Genomic DNA, 19,606 nt, shown 5'->3' on the forward strand with positions numbered 1-19,606 from the left:
CGGAGCGCGGCCAGGATGGGAGACATGCCCAACCCGCCCCGGCTACGCGCCACCGCCCTGACCGCCACGGCCGTCCTGCTGTGCCCGCTGCTGGCGGGCTGTGGTGGCGACGACCCCAAGGACCCGGACCTGACGGCCCAGAAGCTGAGCTGGAAGGACTGCCCGGCACCGTCCGCGCCCGAGGGCGGAGGGGCAGCACCCTCACCGCTGCCGAACGGTGGCCGGTGGCAGTGCGCCACCATGAAGGCGCCACGCGACTGGAGCGATCCCAAGGCCGGCACCATCGATGTCGCGCTCATCCGGGTCCGGGCGAGCGGTGGCAAGAGCCAGCGCATCGGCTCCCTCATCTTCAACTTCGGCGGCCCCGGCGGGTCCGGTGTCACCGGTCTGCCCGCCTTCGCCGACGACTTCGCGGAGCTGCGCACCCGGTACGACCTGGTGAGCTTCGACCCACGCGGAGTCGGCCGCAGCGCGGCCGTCGAGTGCAAGAACGCCAAGCAGCTCGACACCTATCTTCAGGTGGACATGACACCCGACGACGCCGCCGAGGAGAGAAAGCTCCTCGACGGCACCGAGTCGTTCAACGCGGCCTGTAAGAAGAACTCCGGGGCGATGCTCCCCCACGTCCGCACCACGGACGCGGCCCGCGACATGGATCTGATGCGCCAGGTCCTCGGCGATCGCAAGTTGTACTACTTCGGCATCTCGTACGGCACCGAGCTCGGCGGCGTGTACGCCCACCTGTTCCCCAAGAACGTGGGGCGGGCCGTCTTCGACGCGGTCGTCGACCCGACGCAGAACCCGGAGCAGGGCTCACTCGGGCAGGCCAAGGGCTTTCAACTCGCGCTCGACAACTACGCGCGGAACTGCGTCTCCATGGCGGAGGGCTGCCCCGTCGGGGACACCCCGCAGGATGTCAAGAACCGGATCGCCGTGCTGCTGAAAAGTCTCGATGCCAAGCCGATCCCCGGCATCCCCCCACGCAAGCTGACCCAGTCGCTCGCGACGGACGGAATCCTCCAGGCCCTTTATTCCCAGGAGCTCTGGAAGTACCTGACGCAGGGCCTGTACCAGGCGTACCAGGGTGACGGCAAGGTGCTGATGCTGCTGGCCGACTCTCTGAACGGACGCAACGAGAACGGCGAGTACAGCAATCTCATCCCGGCGAACGTCGCCATCAGCTGCGCGGACGACAAGCCCCGCTACACCGTCAAGGACGTGACGGCGAAGCTGCCCGAGTTCCGGGCCGCCTCCCCCCTCTTCGGCGACACCCTGGCCTGGGAGATGCTCAGCTGCAGCGACTGGGCGGTGCCCGGCGCCGCCTACCACCCCAACGTGAGCGCGCCCGGGGCGGCTCCGATCCTCGTGATCGGCAACACCGGCGACCCGGCCACGCCCTACGAGGGCGCGAGCAGGATGGTGAAGGCGCTGGGCAAAGGCGTCGGGATCGAGCTCACGTACAAAGGGCAGGGGCACGGCGCGTACATCAGTGCGAACAAGTGCGTGCGGAATGCCGTGGACGCCTACCTGCTGCAAGGAAAGACGCCCGCGCCGGGGACCGTCTGCTCATGAAGCAAGAGCCCGTGAACCCACAAAGGTACAGGTCAGAGAGTTATCCACAGGCTGCCGCAGCGCTCGCGCCGCTACGCCTACCATGGCATGAATGTCATCCGGGACATCAGGCGGACGACGAAGCGAGGGGGGACTGCTCATGGCGCGATTCGGACGGTGGACGGCGCTGGCCGCCGCCGCGGTGTTGATGGCCGGCTGTAGCGGCGGCTCAGCCGAGGACGGCTCGGACGACGGGAAGACCGACACGGCAGCGTCGTCGGCCACATCGCCATCGCGTACGTCATCGGAGCTTCCGGCCTCACTCACCTCCCAGAAGCTCGACTGGGGCCGCTGCAAGGCGACGCCGGACGGCCCTGCCCCCGGCGGCGACTGGCAGTGCGCCACAGTGAAGACGCCCCTCGACTGGAACAAACCGGACGGGGAGACGATCGGGCTCGCGCTGATCCGGTCGAAGTCGACCGGCGGCCAGGGCGAACGCATCGGCTCGCTCCTGTTCAACTTCGGCGGCCCCGGTGGCTCGGGCGTCTCCATGATGCCCTCGTACGCCGACATCACGAGCAGCCTCCACGAGCGGTACGACCTGGTGAGCTGGGACCCGCGCGGGGTCGGCGCGAGCGAGGGCGTGCGCTGCCGCGGCGACAAGGCCATCCAGGCCTCAGAGTCGGTGGACGCCACGCCGGACGACGCGGCCGAGGAGACGGCGTATCTCAAGGACGCGGCCGACTTCGGGGCGGGCTGTGAGAAGGCGGCGGGCAAGCTGCTGGCGCACGTCTCGACGACCGACACGGCCCGCGACATGGACCTGATGCGCCAGATCCTCGGCGACAAGAAGACCCACTACTTCGGCATCTCGTACGGCACCGAGCTCGGCGGCGTCTATGCCCATCTGTTCCCCGAGAACGTGGGCCGACTGGTGCTGGACGCGGTCGTCGACCCGAGCGCCGACGCGGTGGGCCACGCCAAGAACCAGGCCCGCGGCTTCCAGCGCGCCCTCGACAACTACCTCAAGTCGACGGGCCAGGACCCGAAGGAGGGCACGCAGAAGATCGTGGACCTCCTGAAGAGGATCGACGCGAAGCCACTGCCGACATCGTCCGGCCGCGAGCTCACCCAGACGCTGGCCATCACCGGCATCGTCCTGCCGCTCTACAGCGAGCAGAGCTGGCCGACCCTGACCAACGCACTCGACGCGGCCGACAACGGGGACGGCTCCGAACTGCTGGCGCTCGCCGACGGTTACAACGAGCGCGACCCCTCCGGCCGCTACGGCACGACGACGCACTCACAGCGGGTCATATCGTGCCTGGACCAGAAGCAGCGGCCGACCGCCGAGGAGACGAAGAAGCTGCTGCCCGAGTTCCGCAGGATCTCGCCGGTCTTCGGGGACTTCCTGGGCTGGGACACGGCGGGCTGGTGTCACAACTGGCCGGTGGAGGGCCAGTTCGACACACCCGAGGTGAGCGCTCCGGGAGCCGACCCCGTGCTGGTCGTGGGCAACACCGGGGACCCGGCCACGCCGTACGAGGGCGCGAAGAAGATGGCGAACGAACTGGGCGACGACGTCGGGGTGGAGCTCACCTGGAAGGGCGAGGGCCATGGGGCGTACGGGAGCGGGAGCGACTGTGTCGACTCGACGGTGAACGCGTATCTGCTGAAGGGCACGGTGCCCGACGACGGCAAGGTCTGCTCCTAGGGCCTGTCGTCGAACTCCCGTCTGCCGCCCTTCGGGCGAACGACGGGAGTGTGACGACAGGCCCTAGCCCGAACGGAGCTCGGGGAGCCCGTGCCCGCGCCGCCGCTGCCCCCCGGGCAGCGGCGAGGGGCCCGGCACACGCGGTGCGGAGCCCCTCCGTGGAAGGTGTGCGCCTAGTAGACCGGCTTGTTCGGCTCGATCTGGTTGACCCAGCCGATCACGCCGCCGCCGACGTGGACCGCGTCGGCGAAGCCGGCCGACTTGAGGACGGCGAGGACTTCCGCACTGCGGACACCCGTCTTGCAATGCAAGACGATCTTCTTGTCCTGCGGGAGGCTCTCCAGGGCGGAGCCCATGAGGAACTCGTTCTTGGGGATGAGCCGGGCGCCGGGGATCGAGACGATCTCGTACTCGTTGATCTCGCGGACATCGATGATGTCGATGTTCTCGCCGTCGTCGATCCACTCCTTGAGCTGCTTGGGAGTGATCGTCGAGCCGGCGGCCGCCTCCTGGGCCTCCTCGGAGACGACACCGCAGAAGGCCTCGTAGTCGATGAGCTCGGTGACGGTCGGGTTCTCTCCGCAGACCGCGCAGTTCGGGTCCTTGCGGACCTTGACCTGGCGGTACTGCATCTCCAGGGCGTCGTAGATCATCAGGCGGCCGACCAGCGGCTCACCCGTGCCGGTGAGGACCTTGATGGCCTCGGTGACCTGGATGGAGCCGATGGACGCGCACAGCACGCCCAGGACGCCGCCCTCGGCGCAGGAAGGGACCATGCCGGGCGGCGGGGGCTCCGGGTAGAGGCAGCGGTAGCAGGGGCCGTGTTCGGACCAGAAGACCGAGGCCTGGCCGTCGAAGCGGTAGATCGAGCCCCACACGTACGGCTTGTTCAGCAGCACGCACGCGTCGTTGACCAGGTAGCGGGTCGCGAAGTTGTCGGTTCCGTCGACAATCAGGTCGTACTGGCTGAAGATGTCCATCACGTTGTCGGCCTCAAGCCGCTCCTCGTGAAGGATCACGTTGACGTAGGGGTTGATGCCCTTGACCGAGTCACGCGCGGACTCGGCCTTGGAGCGGCCGATGTCGGACTGGCTGTGAATGATCTGGCGCTGCAGGTTCGACTCGTCGACCTCGTCGAACTCCACGATGCCGAGCGTGCCGACACCGGCCGCGGCCAGGTACATCAGCGCCGGCGAGCCCAGGCCGCCGGCGCCCACGCAGAGCACCTTGGCGTTCTTCAGCCGCTTCTGCCCGTCCATCCCGACGTCCGGGATGATCAGGTGGCGGGAGTACCTGCGGACCTCGTCTACGGTGAGCTCAGAAGCGGGCTCGACCAGGGGTGGCAGCGACACGGGGGCTCCGTTGGTCGGTCAATCACTACAGTTGTTCTCTCCGTAACACTGCCACGCCCTTTTTCATTCCGAGACACCTGGTCCAACAAGCGAGACGATGTCGTCCCAGTAGCCGGGCATGGTCTCCCAGGGGTCGGTGTGGCCGCCGCGGTCCGTGCGGTCGGTGAAGTAGATGGTGGCCGCGCCCTGCCATCGGGCGATGCGGAGGGCCTCGTCGAGGTGGCCGCGGGGGACGCTGTGCACGAAGTGACAGAAGCGTTCGGGCGGATGATCGGCGGTCCACTCGGCCACCTGCGACCAGCGGTAGTCGCTCCAGGGGCCGGAGAAGGTCACCAGCTGATCGGCGTGCTCCACATATCCGGGGTACGGGTGGGTGCCGTGGCCGAGGACGATGTGTCCTCCGTCGAGCAGTTCCCGGAGCGCGGTGACCGTGCGGCGGACCTCGGGGAGCGCCGTGCGCTCGGTGGGGCAGCGGTTCAGGACGAAGCCGTCGACCCGGTACCAGCAGAGATACCGGTGCGCGTCGGAGAGCAGCTCGCTCAGCGTGCGTGCGCCGTACGTCGTGTCCAGGTGCCCGAGGACGCGGATGCCCGTGTTGCGCAGCCGGTCGGTCGCGTCCAGGCACAGCGGGTCGGGTCGCGTGCCGGGCCCACGGCTCACGTTGAGGACGACCCAGTGCAGAGGGGTGCCGGGGCGGGTGAGTCCGTCCCACTCCGCCGGTGCGAGAAGGGGGTGCGCATAGCCGGGGATACCGAGGCCGAGGACCGCGCCGGTGCTCGCGGTGCCGACGGCCGTGCCGGTCAGATACGGCATGCCGCCTCCATCCAGATGTCGGCGAGCGACTCTTCGAGGTTGATGCGGGGTCGCCAGCCGAGCCGGTCGCGGGCCGTGCGCACGTCGGCCTGCTGCCAGCTGCCGCAGCCGTCTGGGTAGGGGTAGGCGACGGGGCCGGCGTGGTCCGGTTCGGGGCGGGGGTGCCCGATGGACGGCCTGACGTGCCCGGGTGGTCCGTCGAGTTCGTGCAGGGCTCCGCCGTAGCCGGCCACGCGGGCGAGGACGGCGGCGGCGTCGCGGAGGCGCACGGCGCGCCCGGAGCCGATGTTGATCACGCCCTGGGCTGCGGAGAGCGAGGCGGCGTGGACGGCACGGGCGATGTCGCGGACGTCGATGAAGTCGCGCTGGACGCCGAGGCCGCCGAGTTTGAGTTCGCCGTCGCCGGACTGCATGGCGCGGCGCATGGCCTCGGCGAGGCGGCCGAGCGGGGACCCGGCGGGTGTGCCGGGGCCCGCGGGCGAGAACACGCGCAGCACGACGGCGTCCAGGCCGGAGCCGAGGACCAGTTCGGTGGCGGCGAGCTTGCTCACGCCGTACGGGCCGCCGGGGCGGGGCACGGCGTCCTCGGCGGTGGAGGAGCCGGGCTGGCTGGGGCCGTACTCGGCGGCGCAGCCGATCTGGACGAGGCGCGCTCCGCAGCCGCTGCGGCGGAGGGCCTCGCAGACGGTGGCGACGGCGACGGTGTTGTGGCGGATGAGTTCGCGAGCACCGCCACGGGTGGCTCCGGCGCAGTTGACGACGACTCCGGGGTGGACGGCGTCCAGGAAGCGGGTGAGTGCGCCGGGGCTGCCGGTGGCGAGGTCGAACCGTACGTCGGCGTCGTCGCCGCGGCCGAGCGCGGTGAGCTGCACGGCCGGGTCGGCGAGCAGGCGGTCGGCGACGAAGCGGCCGAGGTATCCGTTGGCTCCGATCAGCAAGACCCTCATCGGGCGGCTCCCGGGGCGGATCGTCCAAGTCGGGAGGTGATCATCTGGCGTTCTCCTTGTGGGGTTGCCGTGGAACGGGCGAAGGCCCGCGGTGTGGAGCCCGCGGGAGGAATGTGCTGAGCACTCATCACTGGTCTCCGGGTGGGTCGGTCACGGCTCGGGGTTTGTTCCGGCGGTGTGCCGTGAGCAGGGCGCGGATCACGGAGCGCGGCGCGGCCGGACGGCGGGCAGGGGTTCACGGTGCTCCGGCGGGTGCGGCATGGGCCGAGGCCCGGGTCAGGGTGCGGGTGGAGTGGATCAGGAGGGACAGGGCGGCGAGGCCGCACGCGAGCCCCGGGACGGCGCCGGGTCCCGATGTGTCGACGACGGTGCCGACGGGGACGGCCAGGAAGGAGCAGCCGGGCAGACGGCTCGCGAAGACCGTGACGAGGGCGATCACTTCGATGGCTCCCGCCGCACCGAGGGCCAGGGCGGGAGCGCGGGTGAAGCCGTGCGCGGTGAGGAGGCGGGCGAGCAGGAGCAGCGTGCCGAGTGAACCGGCCGCGGCGTATGCGGCGGGCTCGTCCAGCGCCGCTCCGCACAGGGCGAGCAGCGCGGCCAGCGCGCACAGGAAGAGAGTGGGCACCATGAGGAGCACGGGGCGTACGGAGTCGGCGAAGTCGGCCAGGCCACGGCTCGCGGCCAGTTTGCGGCGGGCGCGTACGGCGAGGAGGTGGGCGCACCAGGCGGCCGGCGCGTAGGCGAGGGCGAGGGCCAGGGCGGATGCGGTGGCCAGGGGCCAGGGGCCGTGCGGGCCGCCGTCGAGGCCGGCGTTCAGCAGGCCGTCGCCGAGGACGGCGTACGCGAGCAGCCACCATGTCCAGGCGTGCGTGCCGCTCGTGGTGTCCGTCGCGGTGCGCAGTGGGCCCCGGCGCAGCGCCAGACGAAGGCCCAGGAACACGATGAGGGCGCCGACGGTGGCGATCACGAGGCGGGGACGGCCGTCGGTGAGCCGTACGCCGACCACGACCGCCGTGCACGCGGTGCCCGGCAGCAGGGCGAGCGCGGCCCACCGGGCGTACGCGGCCCACGCGGCGAGCGCGCCAGGGGCACCGGACGCGTGGGACTCCTGGGACCCGTGGGATGGGGACGCGTGGGACTCGTGGGACGCATGGGTCATCGCGTTTTCCGCGGACCGGGTCTCCTGCTCTCGGGGGACGCGCGCGTACATCTCCTCGGCGAGGGAGAACACGTCGCGGTGGCGGAAGCGGGCGGCGGTGCGGTCGGTGACGCCGTGTGCCTCCAGCCCGGCGGCGATCTCAAGCGGGTCGACGGCTCGCTCGCAGAGCGCGCGATGGCGGTGCATCAGCGCTTTGACCGGGTCGGCGCCACCTCGCCGGGCGAGCGGTTTGCGGCTCACCGCCGTGGCTGGGGGGGCGACCGGGTGGGAGGAGGACTCGCTCAAGGTGTCTCTCGGCTCGCCAATGGTGTCTCTGGGTCCGCCACATCTGTCTCTGGGCTCGCTCATCGCGCCGCCTCCCCCGCCGGGACGGGAGCCGTCGCCCGCCCCGAGACCCCGAGCGCTCGCCACGGGCGGCCCTCGAACTCTGGTCGGACGTCAGCCGCCAGTCGGCCCTCAGCCGTCAGTCGGCCCTCAGCCATCAGTCGGGCCTCAGTTGCCGGTCGGGCCTCGGTCCACCGGCCCGCGATGTGGGCCTCGGCCGGAACGCCGAAGGGCAGCGGGTCACCCAGGTCGTCCACGAGCAGCCTCCGCACCGGAGACTGGGAGACGATCTCAAGGTAGATGTCATGAAACGCCTGGACGTTCTGCTCGACGGTGAACAGTTCGAGTGCTCGCGCGCGGGCGACCGCGCCGAGGCGTGCACGGCGCTCGGGGTCGCGCAGCAGCGCCACGCACGCCTCCGCGAGCGCCCGCGGATTGCGCGGCGGCACCACGAGCCCCGTACCGCCGATGACCTCCACCACCGCCCCCACGTCGGTCGAGACGGTCGCGCGCCCGCAGAACATGGCTTCGACGAGGCTGATCGGGAACCCCTCCACGACGCTCGACAGGACGACGACCGCCCCGGCCGCGTACGCCTCCGCCAGATCAGGCACGTCCGGGCCGCCGATCTCCTCGAACCACACCGGGTTGTCGCCGACCGCGTGAGCGTCCTCCGCCTCGTCGGGGAAGAGCTGTGCGGCCAGCGCGCGGCACTGGCCGAGGTAGGCCGCGCCCTGCGGCCCGTCGGCGGGGGCACCGACGATCCTCAGTCGCGCCCTCGGCTCGCTCCGGCGGATCTCCGAGAAGGCGTGGAGCAGGGAGATCAGGTCCTTGGCGGGTTCGATGCGGCCGATCCAGACGAGCGTGTACGGGTCGGCGCTCTCCGCGGCCTCGCCCACGTCCGCGAAACGGGACGCGTCCATGCCGGGGTAGACCGTACGGAGCTTGGCCCGGTCGGCGCCGCAGCGCTCCTGCCAGCGGCGGGCGTGGGTGTTGCCGGGCGTGATGCAGGCGGCCTGCCGGTACACCTCGGCGGCGAGCCGCTGGTGGAAGGCCGAGAGCAGCGCGCGGACCGGCGCGTCGCCGGAGGCCGCGAGGTAGTGCGCCCGCAACTGCACGCCGTACTCGGTGACCAGCAGCGGCACGCCCGAGAAGTGCCTGGCCAACAGCCCGGGCAGTGCGGCCGATCCGCCGGCCGCCGCGTGGCACAGGTCGACCGAGCCGAGGCCGTCGCCCTCGTACCAGTCGAGCGAGAGGGGGCGCAGGGCGCGTTCGAGGTGTGCGGCGACGGTGAGCAGATCGGGTACGCGCGCCTCCCTCGCCACGCGCAGTGCGCCGGGTGCGCGACAGGCGCGTTCCAGTATGCGTACTGCGGCTTCCGAGCGCAGGGCGCCGACCAGTCCGCCCTCGTCGCGAGCGAGTTCGGCGAGCCCGTACAGCGCACTGCCGAAACGGTCCGCCTCGACGTCCGGGACACCCACGGAAGTCTCGGCGCCCCTTGTCCCTCTCCCGCCGCGCCCGCCGGGCCCGCGGCCCCCGACGCCCCCGATTCCCCCAGCTGCCTCGATTCCGGCTGTTCCGGCTGATCCGGCTGTTCCGGCTGATCCGGCTGATCCGGCTGATCCGGCTGGCCCGGCAGCGCCCGCCCCGCACACCGCCGCCACCAGTTCCCCGTACGCCTCCGCGAACCGTCTCCGAGTCCGGCGGCCGTACACGACGCCGTCGTCCTCAGCGCGCCACAGCGGAGCGGACCGTACGCGGCTGACCTGGGGCGGCAGTGGGATCCAGCCCTCGTCCTCCTGTTGCTCACTGCGGCTGAGCGCGTAGATGTCGAACTCGTGCTGCCCGAGTCCGCGCACGAGCCGGTCGCACCAGAGCCTGGCGTCACCGCTCACATACGGATAGCCACCCTCCGTAAGCAGTCCGATGCGCACGTGTGCACCCCCGATCTCCCGTTTGGGAGCCGCCATGGATCCGGCGGCTCGCAGCGGGAAGAACGTATGCGGACATGACGGTGGCGCGACGGACGGTTGTCCGCCGCGCCACCAAAAGGGGTGAACGGTCGTGACTTTCGCGCGTGCGTAGCGTTTTGTCGCGCTAAGGAATCAAGAATCAAGCAGCGGTGTGCCGCCAGGTCTTGCCCCTTGGCCACGCCTCGCCGGGGAGCGCGGCACCGGGCCGGCGGTCCGCCTGCTGGAGGCTCAGTTCCCCGGGAACGGCCAGGGGTTGGCCCGGCAGCGGATCCCGTCACGCTCCAGGAACTTCGTCTGCTGCTGCATGACGGGAGCGAGCTCGCCGTCCTTGTCGCAGGTCACATGGCCGTAGCCGAGGCGGTGACCGACCTCGTGGTTGATCAGCATCTGCCGGTACTCGTACATCTTGTCGCCGTACGTCTTGGAGCCCTGCGCCCAGCGGTAGGCGTTGATCATCACGCGTTCGGTGGCGGCGGAGTCGCAGGACACGTTGTCGACGGTCGTGTCGAGGCCCGACTTGGCGCACCAGTCGGCGGTGGTGCCCGGACTGGCCAGCGTGATCACGAAGTCCGGCTTGCCGGAGGAGATCCGCTCGAAAGTGCGGCCTCCGTTGCCGGCCCAGCTCCGGTCGTCGTTCAGGGTCTTCTGCGCGGCCTGCGCGAACAACTCCGGGTCGAGGCCGAGTCCCTCCTCGACGTCGACGCGGTACCGGTACTTCTGACCCGTGCCCGGTGCCCGGTCGAAGCCCATGACCGCCTGGAACTTCCCGTTCCCCTCAAGGTCGGCGGCGAGCGGGTACCGCTGGCCCATCTTCTCGTCGTACGTGAGCGGAGTCGCGCTCGGTGTCCCGGACTGTCGGGGCCGGGCGTCGCTCCCAGAGGCGGGGTCGCGGGCATCGCGGTCACCGCCCCGGTCGGCCTGCGACTGCACGGACGCACCGTCACGACCGGCGGTGACCTGTCCGGCCACGACGACGGCCAGCACGGTGGTGACCGCGGCGGCCGCGATCCCGGCGAACGTCCGCCCCTTGCCTCCCTTGCCCTTCCCGGCCTCCGGCGCCTCGCCCGTCCGCGCCGCGTCGGCCTCGTCGGCCTCCTCGAAGGCATCGAGATAGGCCTGCCGCGGTCCTGGTCCCGGCCCCGGACCAGAACCGGGAGTGTCGGGCCGCCCTTCCCCGGACTCCGACCCCCGGCCGGGGCCCGGCTGCTGTCGCTGTCGCGGTATGCGCGGATCCGCGTACCCGGCCGGCGCCCCCTGCGGCATGGCCTGCGGGGGGCCCGCGGCGGCGAACTTCCCCCAGCCTCCACCCTGTTCACGCTGCTCGGGGTGTCCGCCTCTCACCTGGGGCGTGCCATGCGCCGGCGTGCCGTCGGGGAAACGCGGCACCCCCTGCGCGGGCGTCCCGTCGTACACGCGCGGCGCCCCACGGGAGGGGGCGCCGTCGGCGAATCGGGGCACTCCCTGCGCGGGTGTGCCGTCCGGTGTGCCGTCCAGGCGGCTGGCTGTCCCGCGCACAGGCGTGTCGGTCGCCCCTGGCACCGACGGTACTGGGGCCACTGGCGCCTCGGTTGCCCCGCCCTTGGCGGGCCGTCCCTTGCGGCTGTGTCGTCCCACGCCGCGCCTCAACCCCCCGCGCCCGGGACGCCTGTGCCGGGTTCGCCCGTACCGAACCTGTTCCCACTGGCCCCGTCCGTACCGAACCTGCCCCTACCGGCCCCGTCCGTACCGGACCTGTCCGCACCGGACCCGTCCGTACCGAACCTGTCCACACCGGACCCGTCCGTACCGAAACCGTCCCTCCCGGAGGTCGAACCCTCCGCGCCGGAGGCCGCCCCGCTCTCGTCCAACGAACCGCTCAGCTCCCTCGTCTCCGCGAGCAGTTCCCGGAACGACGTGGCCACCGCCTCCGGATACTCCATCATCGCCACGTGCCCGGCGTCCGGCAAGGACAGCAGGCGGGAGTCGCGGAAGGTGCGGGCCGCGCGCTGGGCCATGCGGTAGGAGACGAGTTGGTCACGGCCGCCGTAGATGAGGAGCGTGGGCGCGAGGACCCGCTCGGCCTGGCGCCAGAGGTTGTGCTGGCCGCCCAGGGTGTACGCGTTCACGATCCCGCGTGCCGACCGCGCCATCGCATCCCAGAAGTACGGCATCTGCAGCCGCCGCTCCATCTCCTCCACCGCGTTGCGGAATCCCTCCGGCGTCACACGCCCGGGGTCGCCGTAGCACAGTGCCGTGGTCCCCCGTACGCGCTGCTCGGCGGTCCAGTCCCGGGTGAAGTGTGTGAACAGCCGGGCCACCCCGGGCAGGGCCAGCAGCGCCGTGGGCACCGCGGTCCGCTGCACACGGATCTCGGGCAGCGCGGGCGAAACCAGGGTAAGGGTGCGGACCAGATCGGGGCGTACGGCCGCGACCCGGGTCGCGATCGCGCCGCCCATCGAGTTCCCGAAGAGGTGCACGGGCCCGCGCTCGGCCGCGTCGAGATGACGGATCACCGTGCGCGCGTGCCCGGTGACCGAGTAGTCGCCGTCGTCCGGCGGTGGGGAGTCCCCGAAGCCGGGCAGATCGAGCGCCTCGCTGTCGACCAGACCGTCGAGCAGCGGCATCAGCGCCGACCAGTTCTGCGAGGAACCGCCCAGACCGTGCACGTACAGGGCGGGCGGCAGCCCGTCCCGCGCAGGCGGTCTCGACCGTACGGTCAGCGTGACCCCCGGCAGCCCGACCGACCGCAGCCGCTCCCCGGCCGCGACCCGCACCGGGCTCGCCTTCGGTGTGACGGTGGCGGCCAGCGCGGACGGCAACTCGGTCGAAGACATGCGGCAATGTTACGAGACGATCACGCAGTGGCTCATGTGTTCGCCATCACAGACACCCGTTGCCGGTAGGGACGTTAGTCCCCATGGCACGCCGGGGAGTCGTACGGCGGTCGTCCGGGACCGCACAAGGCCGCAGGCAGACCGCACAAAGCCGCAGGCGGATCGCATAGCGCCGCCATCGCGTGTCTCCTAGGCTCGTACGCAGGGTACCCGCGCATGACCCCTGTTTCTCCAGGAAGCTCAAGGGTGTTCCGGGAAGGGAGCCCAGCATGACCGTCGACCCCACCGACCCCGAGACCCTCGGCGAGCCGAACGACACCGAGTTCGACGTCGAGGCTCCCGAGGCCGACGCCGCCGAGCAGCACGCGGACCTCGCGCCGCACCGCGACGACCCGCTGACCGGCGTGGACCCGGACAGCGCCAACGAGGCCGACCGCGTCGAGCAGGCGCGGGTCGTCGAACTGGACGAGGACGATTACCGGTGACGGACGATTACCGGTGACGGGACAACCGCCGACAGGAAGACGCGCCCGCCCCCACCCCGACGGAAGATGCCACGGCCGAGTCCACCCGGCGACGGAGCCGGGAAGCGAACCGGCAGGGCGGACGGCAGGGCGCACCGCCGGCCCGGGAGGTACTGATGACGGGAATCCGGAACGCGCGGAGGGCGGGGCAGTGCGCCGGTCTACCCGCCTCACCCCTGTTTGATGCGCTCGGCGCCATTTCCTCCCGCGTACGGTCCATGAAATTCTGCGCTGGCACCGCGCACACCGGGGTTACCGAAAAGTACGATGGCGGCGCGGCGCACACCGCATGTGGACGATTTTGGGAGGCGGCGTGACAGCCATCGAGCAGACAGAGGCGGCACGCCCGCGGGGCACTCGCCTGCCGCGCCGAGCCCGACGCAACCAGCTCCTGGGCGCCGCCCAGGAGGTCTTCGTGGCCCAGGGCTACCACGCGGCCGCGATGGACGACATCGCCGAACGTGCCGGCGTCAGCAAGCCGGTGCTCTACCAGCACTTCCCGGGCAAGCTCGACCTGTACCTCGCCCTGCTGGACCAGCACTGCGAGGCCCTGATCCAGGCGGTCCGCAGAGCACTGGAGTCCACGACCGACAACAAACAGCGCGTACGGGCCACGATGGACGCGTACTTCGCGTACGTCGAGGACGAGGGCGGCGCCTTCCGGCTGGTCTTCGAGTCGGACCTGACGAACGAGCCCGCCGTGCGCGAGCGCGTCGACAAGGTCACGAACGAGTGCGCCGAGGCCATCTGCGACGTCATCGCCGAGGACACGGGCCTGTCGCGGGCGGAATCGATGCTCCTCGCCTCGGGCCTCGGTGGTCTCGCCCAGGTGGTGGCGCGCTCCTGGCTGCACAGCGACCGCAGCGTGCCGCGCGAGCAGGCGGTCCAGTTGCTGGCCTCGCTGGCCTGGCGGGGCATCGCCGGGTTCCCCCTGCACGGCAGCGAGCACCACTGACACCCACCGACGCCCACTGACACCCGCCACCGTGTGCCGTGCCGGGGCCGTACGGTTCTTTGTTCGCGTCCTTCTTTGTTCCCGTGCCCTGTTCGCTCCTGGCGTTCTTGGTCGGCCGATGTACGTCCCCTCACCGGGCTAATGTGTGCTGGGTACGGCGCGGACGGCCGCGCACTTCACTGACCGTCGGAGGGACATAGCCGTGGAGGTCAAGATCGGCGTGCAGCACGCGCCCCGCGAGATCGTTCTGGAGAGCGGTCAGAGTGCCGAGGAGGTCGAGCACGCGGTGTCCGAGGCGCTGTCCGGCAAGTCGCCGCTGCTGAGCCTCGTGGACGACCACGGCCGCAAGGTCCTGGTTCCGGCCGACCGCCTGGCGTACGTGGAGATCGGCGAGCCCACCGCACGCAAGGTGGGCTTCAGCGCGCTCTGACACGCGGGAGCGCCGGCGGTACGCACGCGTACGCGGCAAGCACGGGAAGCACAAGGAAGGGGCTCGGTGGCGATGACTCGCCACCGAGCCCCTTCCTTGTGCTTGCTTCACTCCTCTGTCCTTGCGCTACTCCGTCCGGGCCTGAACTGCACAGATGGAGCACATCTCCCCCACAAACGATGATTGTCCCGGGCAGGCCAGGGGTAGGACGGGCTACGACCGATGATCTGCTCATGGCCGTGCGGGAGGGAACCATCATGTTCTTGGAAGCGCTCGGCTCCGCGCTCCTCGGTCTGGCCCTTGCCTGGGCGGCGCTCCACCGACTGCCGCACCGCCTGCCGTCCCGCACCCTGGTCCTGCCGACCGGTGTCGCCGGGGCGCTCTTCGGCGCGTTCCTCATGAACAGTGCGCTGGGAGCCGGGCACCTCCTGGTCATCCTCACCGGCGCGCTGATCGTCTCCGTGGCCTCGCTGTCCCTGCTGCTCCGCCCCGCGGAGAGATTTCGGCGAAGGTCGGCGACGGCATAAGGCCGACCGCCGACCAGGACACCAGGACACCGGGGGCTCTGAGTACTAGGCCGCGAGGCCCAGTGCGGCCATCCGCTTCGTGTGCGCCTCAGTGATCCGCGAGAACATCTTGCCGACCTCGGCGAGGTCGAACCCGTCCGCGACCCCGCCGACGAGCATGGTCGACAGCGCGTCCCGGTCGGCGACCACCCGCTGGGACTGCGACAGCGCCTCACCCATCAGCCGCCTCGCCCACAGCGCGAGCCGCCCGCCCACACGCGGGTCGGCGTCGATCGCGGCGCGCACCTTCTCGACGGCGAAGCCGCCGTGCCCCGTGTCGTCGAGCACGGCGAGCACGAGCCCGCGCGTGTCCGAGTCGAGGCGAGCGGCGACCTCACGGTAGAAGTCGCTGGCGATCGAGTCGCCGACGTAGGCCTTGACCAGGCCCTCCAGCCAGTCCGAGGGCGCCGTCTGCTTGTGGAAGCCGTCGAGCGCGGCGACGAACGGTTCCATCGCCTGCGTCGGCTCCTCGCCGATCTCGGCGAGCCGGTCCCTCAGCTGCTCGAAGTGGTGGAACTCCGCCGACGCCATCTTGGCCAACTCGGCCTTGTCCGCCAGCGTCGGAGCCAGCTTGGCGTCCTCCGCGAGCCGCTCGAACGCCGCCAGCTCCCCGTACGCGAGCGCTCCGAGCAGGTCCACGACCGCGGCGCGGTACTGCGGGTCCGCGGAGGCCCGCTCCCAGTTCTGGGCGGCGACCCCGGTCTGCTCGGGGGTTCCGGCGGAGGTCTCGGAGGCAGTGTCGGCAGCGTGATCAGGCCTGTCAGACGTCGTCATGCAGCGCACAATAGCCCGCCCGGCGAGTGGCGTACGTGACTGATCAATCACTGCTCCATCACTGTGACGACCACCTCGTGACCAAATCGGCCATCGCATATGCGCGATTCCGGGGTATGGTGGTAAAGCGCCCGCCGAATATCCGACGGGCCGCACGAATGAGGATGCCCGGTCGGTGGCCCGATCGGCTCCGACCCGACAGCCCTCCCGGGTCGTACGGCACTGTGTGTACGGAATCCGGAGGGACCCTCAGCGGTTCGAGCGCTAGAGCGTCGGCAGTGGTCCCGTGCCCCACGGCCAGCCCGTGAGGCGGCCGACGTCCCCGGCACGGTCCGACACGACCCCCGCGCTCGCCTCGCGCCGCCCACACAGAAGAGGCAGCACCCTGACTACGACGTTCCGAGAACTCGGGATCCTCCCCGAGACCGCCGAGGCCCTGGAAGCCGTCGGCATCACCTCCCCCTTCCCCATCCAGGAGATGACGCTCCCGGTGGCCCTCTCCGGCACCGACGTCATCGGCCAGGCCAAGACCGGCACCGGCAAGACGCTGGGCTTCGGCCTCCCGCTCCTGGAGCGCGTCACCGTCCCCGCCGACGTCGAGGCCGGCCGCGCCCGGCCCGAGGACCTCACCGACGCCCCGCAGGCTCTCGTCGTCGTCCCCACCCGCGAGCTCTGCACCCAGGTCACGAACGACCTGCTGACCGCGGGCAAGGTCCGCAACGTACGCGTCACGGCGATCTACGGCGGCCGCGCGTACGAGCCCCAGGTCGAGGCGCTCAAGCAGGGCGTCGACGTGGTCGTCGGCACCCCGGGCCGGCTGCTGGACCTCGCCGGCCAGAAGAAGCTCAATCTCAAGCACGTACGGTGTCTGGTGCTCGACGAGGCCGACGAGATGCTCGACCTGGGCTTCCTGCCCGACGTCGAGAAGATCATCAACATGCTTCCGGCCAAGCGCCAGACCATGCTCTTCTCGGCCACCATGCCGGGCGCGGTCATCGGTCTGGCCCGTCGCTATATGTCACAGCCCACGCACATCCGGGCCACGGCTCCGGACGACCAGGGCGCGACGGTCGCGAACACGGCGCAGCACGTCTACCGCGCGCACTCCATGGACAAACCGGAGATGGTCGCCCGCATACTGCAGGCCGAGGGCCGTGGCCTGGCCATGGTCTTCTGCCGTACGAAGCGCACGGCCGCGGACATCGCCGAGCAGCTCCAGCGCCGCGGGTTCGCCTCCGGCGCGGTCCACGGCGACCTCGGCCAGGGCGCCCGCGAGCAGGCCCTGCGGGCCTTCCGCAACGGCAAGGTGGACGTCCTGGTCTGCACGGACGTGGCGGCCCGCGGCATCGACGTCGAGGGTGTCACGCACGTCATCAACTACCAGTCCCCCGAGGACGAGAAGACCTACCTCCACCGCATCGGCCGCACGGGCCGCGCCGGAGCGTCGGGCACCGCCATCACCCTGGTCGACTGGGACGACATCCCGCGCTGGCAGCTGATCAACAAAGCGCTGGAGCTCACCTTCAACGACCCGCCGGAGACCTACTCCACGTCCCCGCACCTGTTCGAGGAACTCCGCATCCCCGAAGGCACCAAGGGGGTCCTCCCCCGCGCCGAGCGCACCCGCGCGGGCCTGGAGGCGGAGGAGCTGGAGGACCTGGGCGAGACGGGCGCCCGCGGTCCGCGCGGCCGGAGCCCGCGGCCCGCCGAGGACCGCCCGGCCCGTACGCCCCGACGCCGCCGCCGTACGCGCGCCGGCGCCCCGCTGGAGTCCCCGGCCTCCGAGGCCCCCACGGACTCGACGGACGCCACGGACGCCACGGGCTCCGCAGTCTCCCCAGAGCCTACGGAGCCCCGCACCCCGCGCCGCCGTCGCCGCACCCGCGCCGGCGTCCCCGCGGACCAGTCGGCCGTCCAGGAACCGACCGCCCCGGTGACCACCGAGGCGGTTGCTCCGACGGAGCCGGGCGATGCCGCGGAAACCCCGAAGCGGCGCCGTCGCACCCGCAGGACGACGGCGGCCGCCGAGGCAGCGGTGGACACGGCGGAGGCAGCGGTGGACACGGCTGAGGCCACCGAGACGGCTCTGGCCCCCTCCGAACCCGCCGAGACCAAGCCCCGCCGCCGCACGCGCAAGGCGGCAGCCGCCGCCGAAGCCCCGGCCGAGGCCGCCGCCGAAACAGCCGTGAACACGGCCGAAGCCGCGGAGAGCAAGCCCCGCCGCCGCACCCGCAAGACCGCGGCCACCACCGCCGAGGCCCCAGCCGAAGCCCCGGCCGAAGCCCCGGCCGAAACCGCCGCTGAAGCCACCTTGAACACGGCCGAAGCCACGGAGAGCAAGCCCCGCCGCCGCACCCGCAAGACCGCGGCCACCACCGCCGAGACGGAGATCCCGGCGCGGACGGCCGAGGCCGGCGAGGCCACCGAGGCGGCCGAGGTCAAGCCCCGGCGACGGACCCGCAAGGCCACGGCCGCGGCTGCCGCCGAGCCGGTGGTGGACGCGGTGGAGGAGGCCACGGAGACGAAACCGCGGCGCCGTACGCGGAAGGCCGCCGCCGCTGAGCCTGCGGTCCCGGCCCAGGCAGGCGACGAGGCCGCCGAGGCGAAGCCCCGGCGACGTACGCGGAAGGCCACGGCCGCCGCGGAGGTCACGGACGCGTGACCACAGCGGCCTGACAGCTGCCGGCTGATGGCCCGGTCCCCTTCCGGGGGCGGGGCCATCAGCCAATTTGCGGGCCGAATTGCCGCCAAGTTCCCGACCGGGTTCCCGACTTCGCGCGCCCCTTCAGGGCCGCACCCCGATGCGAACGCCGTCCCCACGCCTATAACCTCCCCCCATGAGCCGTCCCGCCACCTTTGCCCCGCCCCCCGGCGCGCGAGCGCACCGTCTGCGTACCTCCCGGGGGGAATTCGCCGTGATCGAGGCGGGTACGGCCGAGAAGGGCACCGCCCTGCTCCTTCCGGGGTTCACCGGCAGCAAGGAGGACTTCATCGCCCTCCACCAGCCCCTCGCGGCCGCCGGCTACCGGACCATCGCCGTGGACGGCCGCGGCCAGTACGAGACCCCCGGGCCCAGGGACGACGCGTCCCCATACGCCCAGGCCGAGTTGGCGCAGGACGTCCTCGCCCAGGTCGCCGCGGTCAGCGACACCCCCGTACACCTCGTGGGTCACTCCCTCGGCGGTCAGATCGCCCGTGCCGCCGTACTGCTCGATCCGGCCCCCTTCGCCTCTCTCACCCTCGTGTCCTCGGGTCCGGCCCAGATCTCGGCCTCGCAGCAGCAACGCGTGAAGCTGCTGCGAGACGTTCTCGCCGTGATGGACATGGCGCAGGTGTGGGACACCATCCAGGCCATGGAGCCCCCCGAGGAGACCGACACACCGGCTCTCGACAACGGGCTGGAGGACCGTGCCGCCCTGCGCCACCGCTGGCTCGGCAACAGCCCGGCCCAGCTCATCGCCACGGGCCGCCAGCTCTGCACGGAACCCGACCGCGTCGCCGAACTGGCCGCGCTCCGGCTCCCGGTCCACGTCCTCTCCGGCGAACGGGACGACACCTGGCCGCTCCCCCTCCTCGACGACATGGCCGTACGGCTCCACGCCCACCGCACCGTCATCCAGGGAGCCGAACACTCCCCCAACGCGGACCAGCCGGAGGCAACGGCCCGGGCCTTCGTCGAGTTCTGGGACAGCATTACGGTCAGGGACTGAA

Annotated in this window: 16 protein-coding genes; 8 read left to right on the forward strand and 8 right to left on the reverse strand. The window is 71.4% G+C overall.

Translation table 11 applies throughout. The features are described from left to right. Positions 1-24: 24 nt before the first annotated feature. Positions 25-1,572 (forward strand): alpha/beta hydrolase, encoded by a 1,548-nt coding sequence (locus IE262_RS10095; RefSeq protein WP_189872968.1) that lies wholly within the window; start codon positions 25-27, stop codon positions 1,570-1,572. A 139-nt stretch (positions 1,573-1,711) separates the two neighbouring features. Continuing rightward, positions 1,712-3,265 carry an alpha/beta hydrolase gene (locus IE262_RS10100; RefSeq protein WP_189872970.1) on the forward strand — a complete coding sequence of 518 codons (1,554 nt, stop codon included), beginning with the start codon at positions 1,712-1,714 and terminating at the stop codon, positions 3,263-3,265. A gap of 173 nt (positions 3,266-3,438) precedes the next feature. Here IE262_RS10100 and moeZ read toward each other — a convergent pair whose 3' ends face one another. From moeZ to IE262_RS10135, 7 genes are all read right to left on the reverse strand, one after another. Next, positions 3,439-4,617, reverse strand: a complete 1,179-nt coding sequence (gene moeZ / locus IE262_RS10105) for an adenylyltransferase/sulfurtransferase MoeZ (protein WP_134029482.1) — start codon at positions 4,615-4,617, stop codon at positions 3,439-3,441. 63 nt (positions 4,618-4,680) lie between these two features. Next, complete coding sequence (locus tag IE262_RS10110; protein WP_189872972.1) at positions 4,681-5,430, reverse strand: spherulation-specific family 4 protein; 750 nt, start codon at positions 5,428-5,430, stop codon at positions 4,681-4,683. After that, a complete protein-coding gene (locus IE262_RS10115; RefSeq protein ID WP_134029478.1) occupies positions 5,418-6,377 on the reverse strand; it encodes an NAD-dependent epimerase/dehydratase family protein in 960 nt (319 codons plus the stop codon). Before IE262_RS10115 ends, IE262_RS10110 begins: the two co-directional genes overlap by 13 nt. 235 nt (positions 6,378-6,612) lie before the next feature. Next, a complete protein-coding gene (locus IE262_RS10120; RefSeq protein WP_189873548.1) occupies positions 6,613-7,722 on the reverse strand; it encodes a hypothetical protein in 1,110 nt (369 codons plus the stop codon). Between the two features lie 158 nt (positions 7,723-7,880). After that, positions 7,881-9,794, reverse strand: coding sequence for a DUF3492 domain-containing protein (locus tag IE262_RS10125; protein WP_229877198.1), 1,914 nt, complete (start codon positions 9,792-9,794; stop codon positions 7,881-7,883). Between the two features lie 267 nt (positions 9,795-10,061). Next, positions 10,062-11,390 (reverse strand): DUF3152 domain-containing protein, encoded by a 1,329-nt coding sequence (locus tag IE262_RS10130; RefSeq protein ID WP_444545230.1) that lies wholly within the window; start codon positions 11,388-11,390, stop codon positions 10,062-10,064. Between the two features lie 65 nt (positions 11,391-11,455). Then, positions 11,456-12,646, reverse strand: coding sequence for an alpha/beta fold hydrolase (locus IE262_RS10135; protein WP_189872976.1), 1,191 nt, complete (start codon positions 12,644-12,646; stop codon positions 11,456-11,458). A gap of 269 nt (positions 12,647-12,915) precedes the next feature. Between IE262_RS10135 and IE262_RS10140 the strand changes: the two genes are divergently transcribed. The 4 genes from IE262_RS10140 (at position 12,916) to IE262_RS10155 (ending at position 15,082) form a co-directional block, all read left to right on the forward strand. Then, the gene (locus IE262_RS10140; RefSeq protein ID WP_134029470.1) at positions 12,916-13,131 is read left to right on the forward strand and encodes an Rv3202a family protein; all 216 of its coding nucleotides are present in this window, start codon (positions 12,916-12,918) and stop codon (positions 13,129-13,131) included. Between the two features lie 352 nt (positions 13,132-13,483). Then, positions 13,484-14,125 (forward strand): TetR/AcrR family transcriptional regulator, encoded by a 642-nt coding sequence (locus IE262_RS10145; RefSeq protein WP_134029468.1) that lies wholly within the window; start codon positions 13,484-13,486, stop codon positions 14,123-14,125. A gap of 202 nt (positions 14,126-14,327) precedes the next feature. Next, complete coding sequence (locus IE262_RS10150; RefSeq protein WP_181587019.1) at positions 14,328-14,555, forward strand: DUF3107 domain-containing protein; 228 nt, start codon at positions 14,328-14,330, stop codon at positions 14,553-14,555. A 257-nt stretch (positions 14,556-14,812) separates the two neighbouring features. Further along, complete coding sequence (locus IE262_RS10155) at positions 14,813-15,082, forward strand: hypothetical protein (protein WP_134029466.1); 270 nt, start codon at positions 14,813-14,815, stop codon at positions 15,080-15,082. 45 nt (positions 15,083-15,127) lie between these two features. Here the strand turns inward: IE262_RS10155 and IE262_RS10160 are convergent, their stop codons facing one another. Further along, positions 15,128-15,895, reverse strand: a complete 768-nt coding sequence (locus IE262_RS10160) for a ferritin-like fold-containing protein (RefSeq protein WP_189872978.1) — start codon at positions 15,893-15,895, stop codon at positions 15,128-15,130. 304 nt (positions 15,896-16,199) lie between these two features. Between IE262_RS10160 and IE262_RS10165 the strand changes: the two genes are divergently transcribed. Further along, positions 16,200-18,557, forward strand: coding sequence for a DEAD/DEAH box helicase (locus IE262_RS10165; protein ID WP_189872980.1), 2,358 nt, complete (start codon positions 16,200-16,202; stop codon positions 18,555-18,557). A gap of 175 nt (positions 18,558-18,732) precedes the next feature. Further along, a complete protein-coding gene (locus IE262_RS10170) occupies positions 18,733-19,605 on the forward strand; it encodes an alpha/beta fold hydrolase (RefSeq protein WP_189872982.1) in 873 nt (290 codons plus the stop codon). The last annotated feature ends 1 nt before the right edge of the window (position 19,606 follow it).

The organism is Streptomyces bluensis (assembly GCF_014650715.1).
GTDB classification, from domain to species: Bacteria; Actinomycetota; Actinomycetes; order Streptomycetales; family Streptomycetaceae; genus Streptomyces; species Streptomyces bluensis.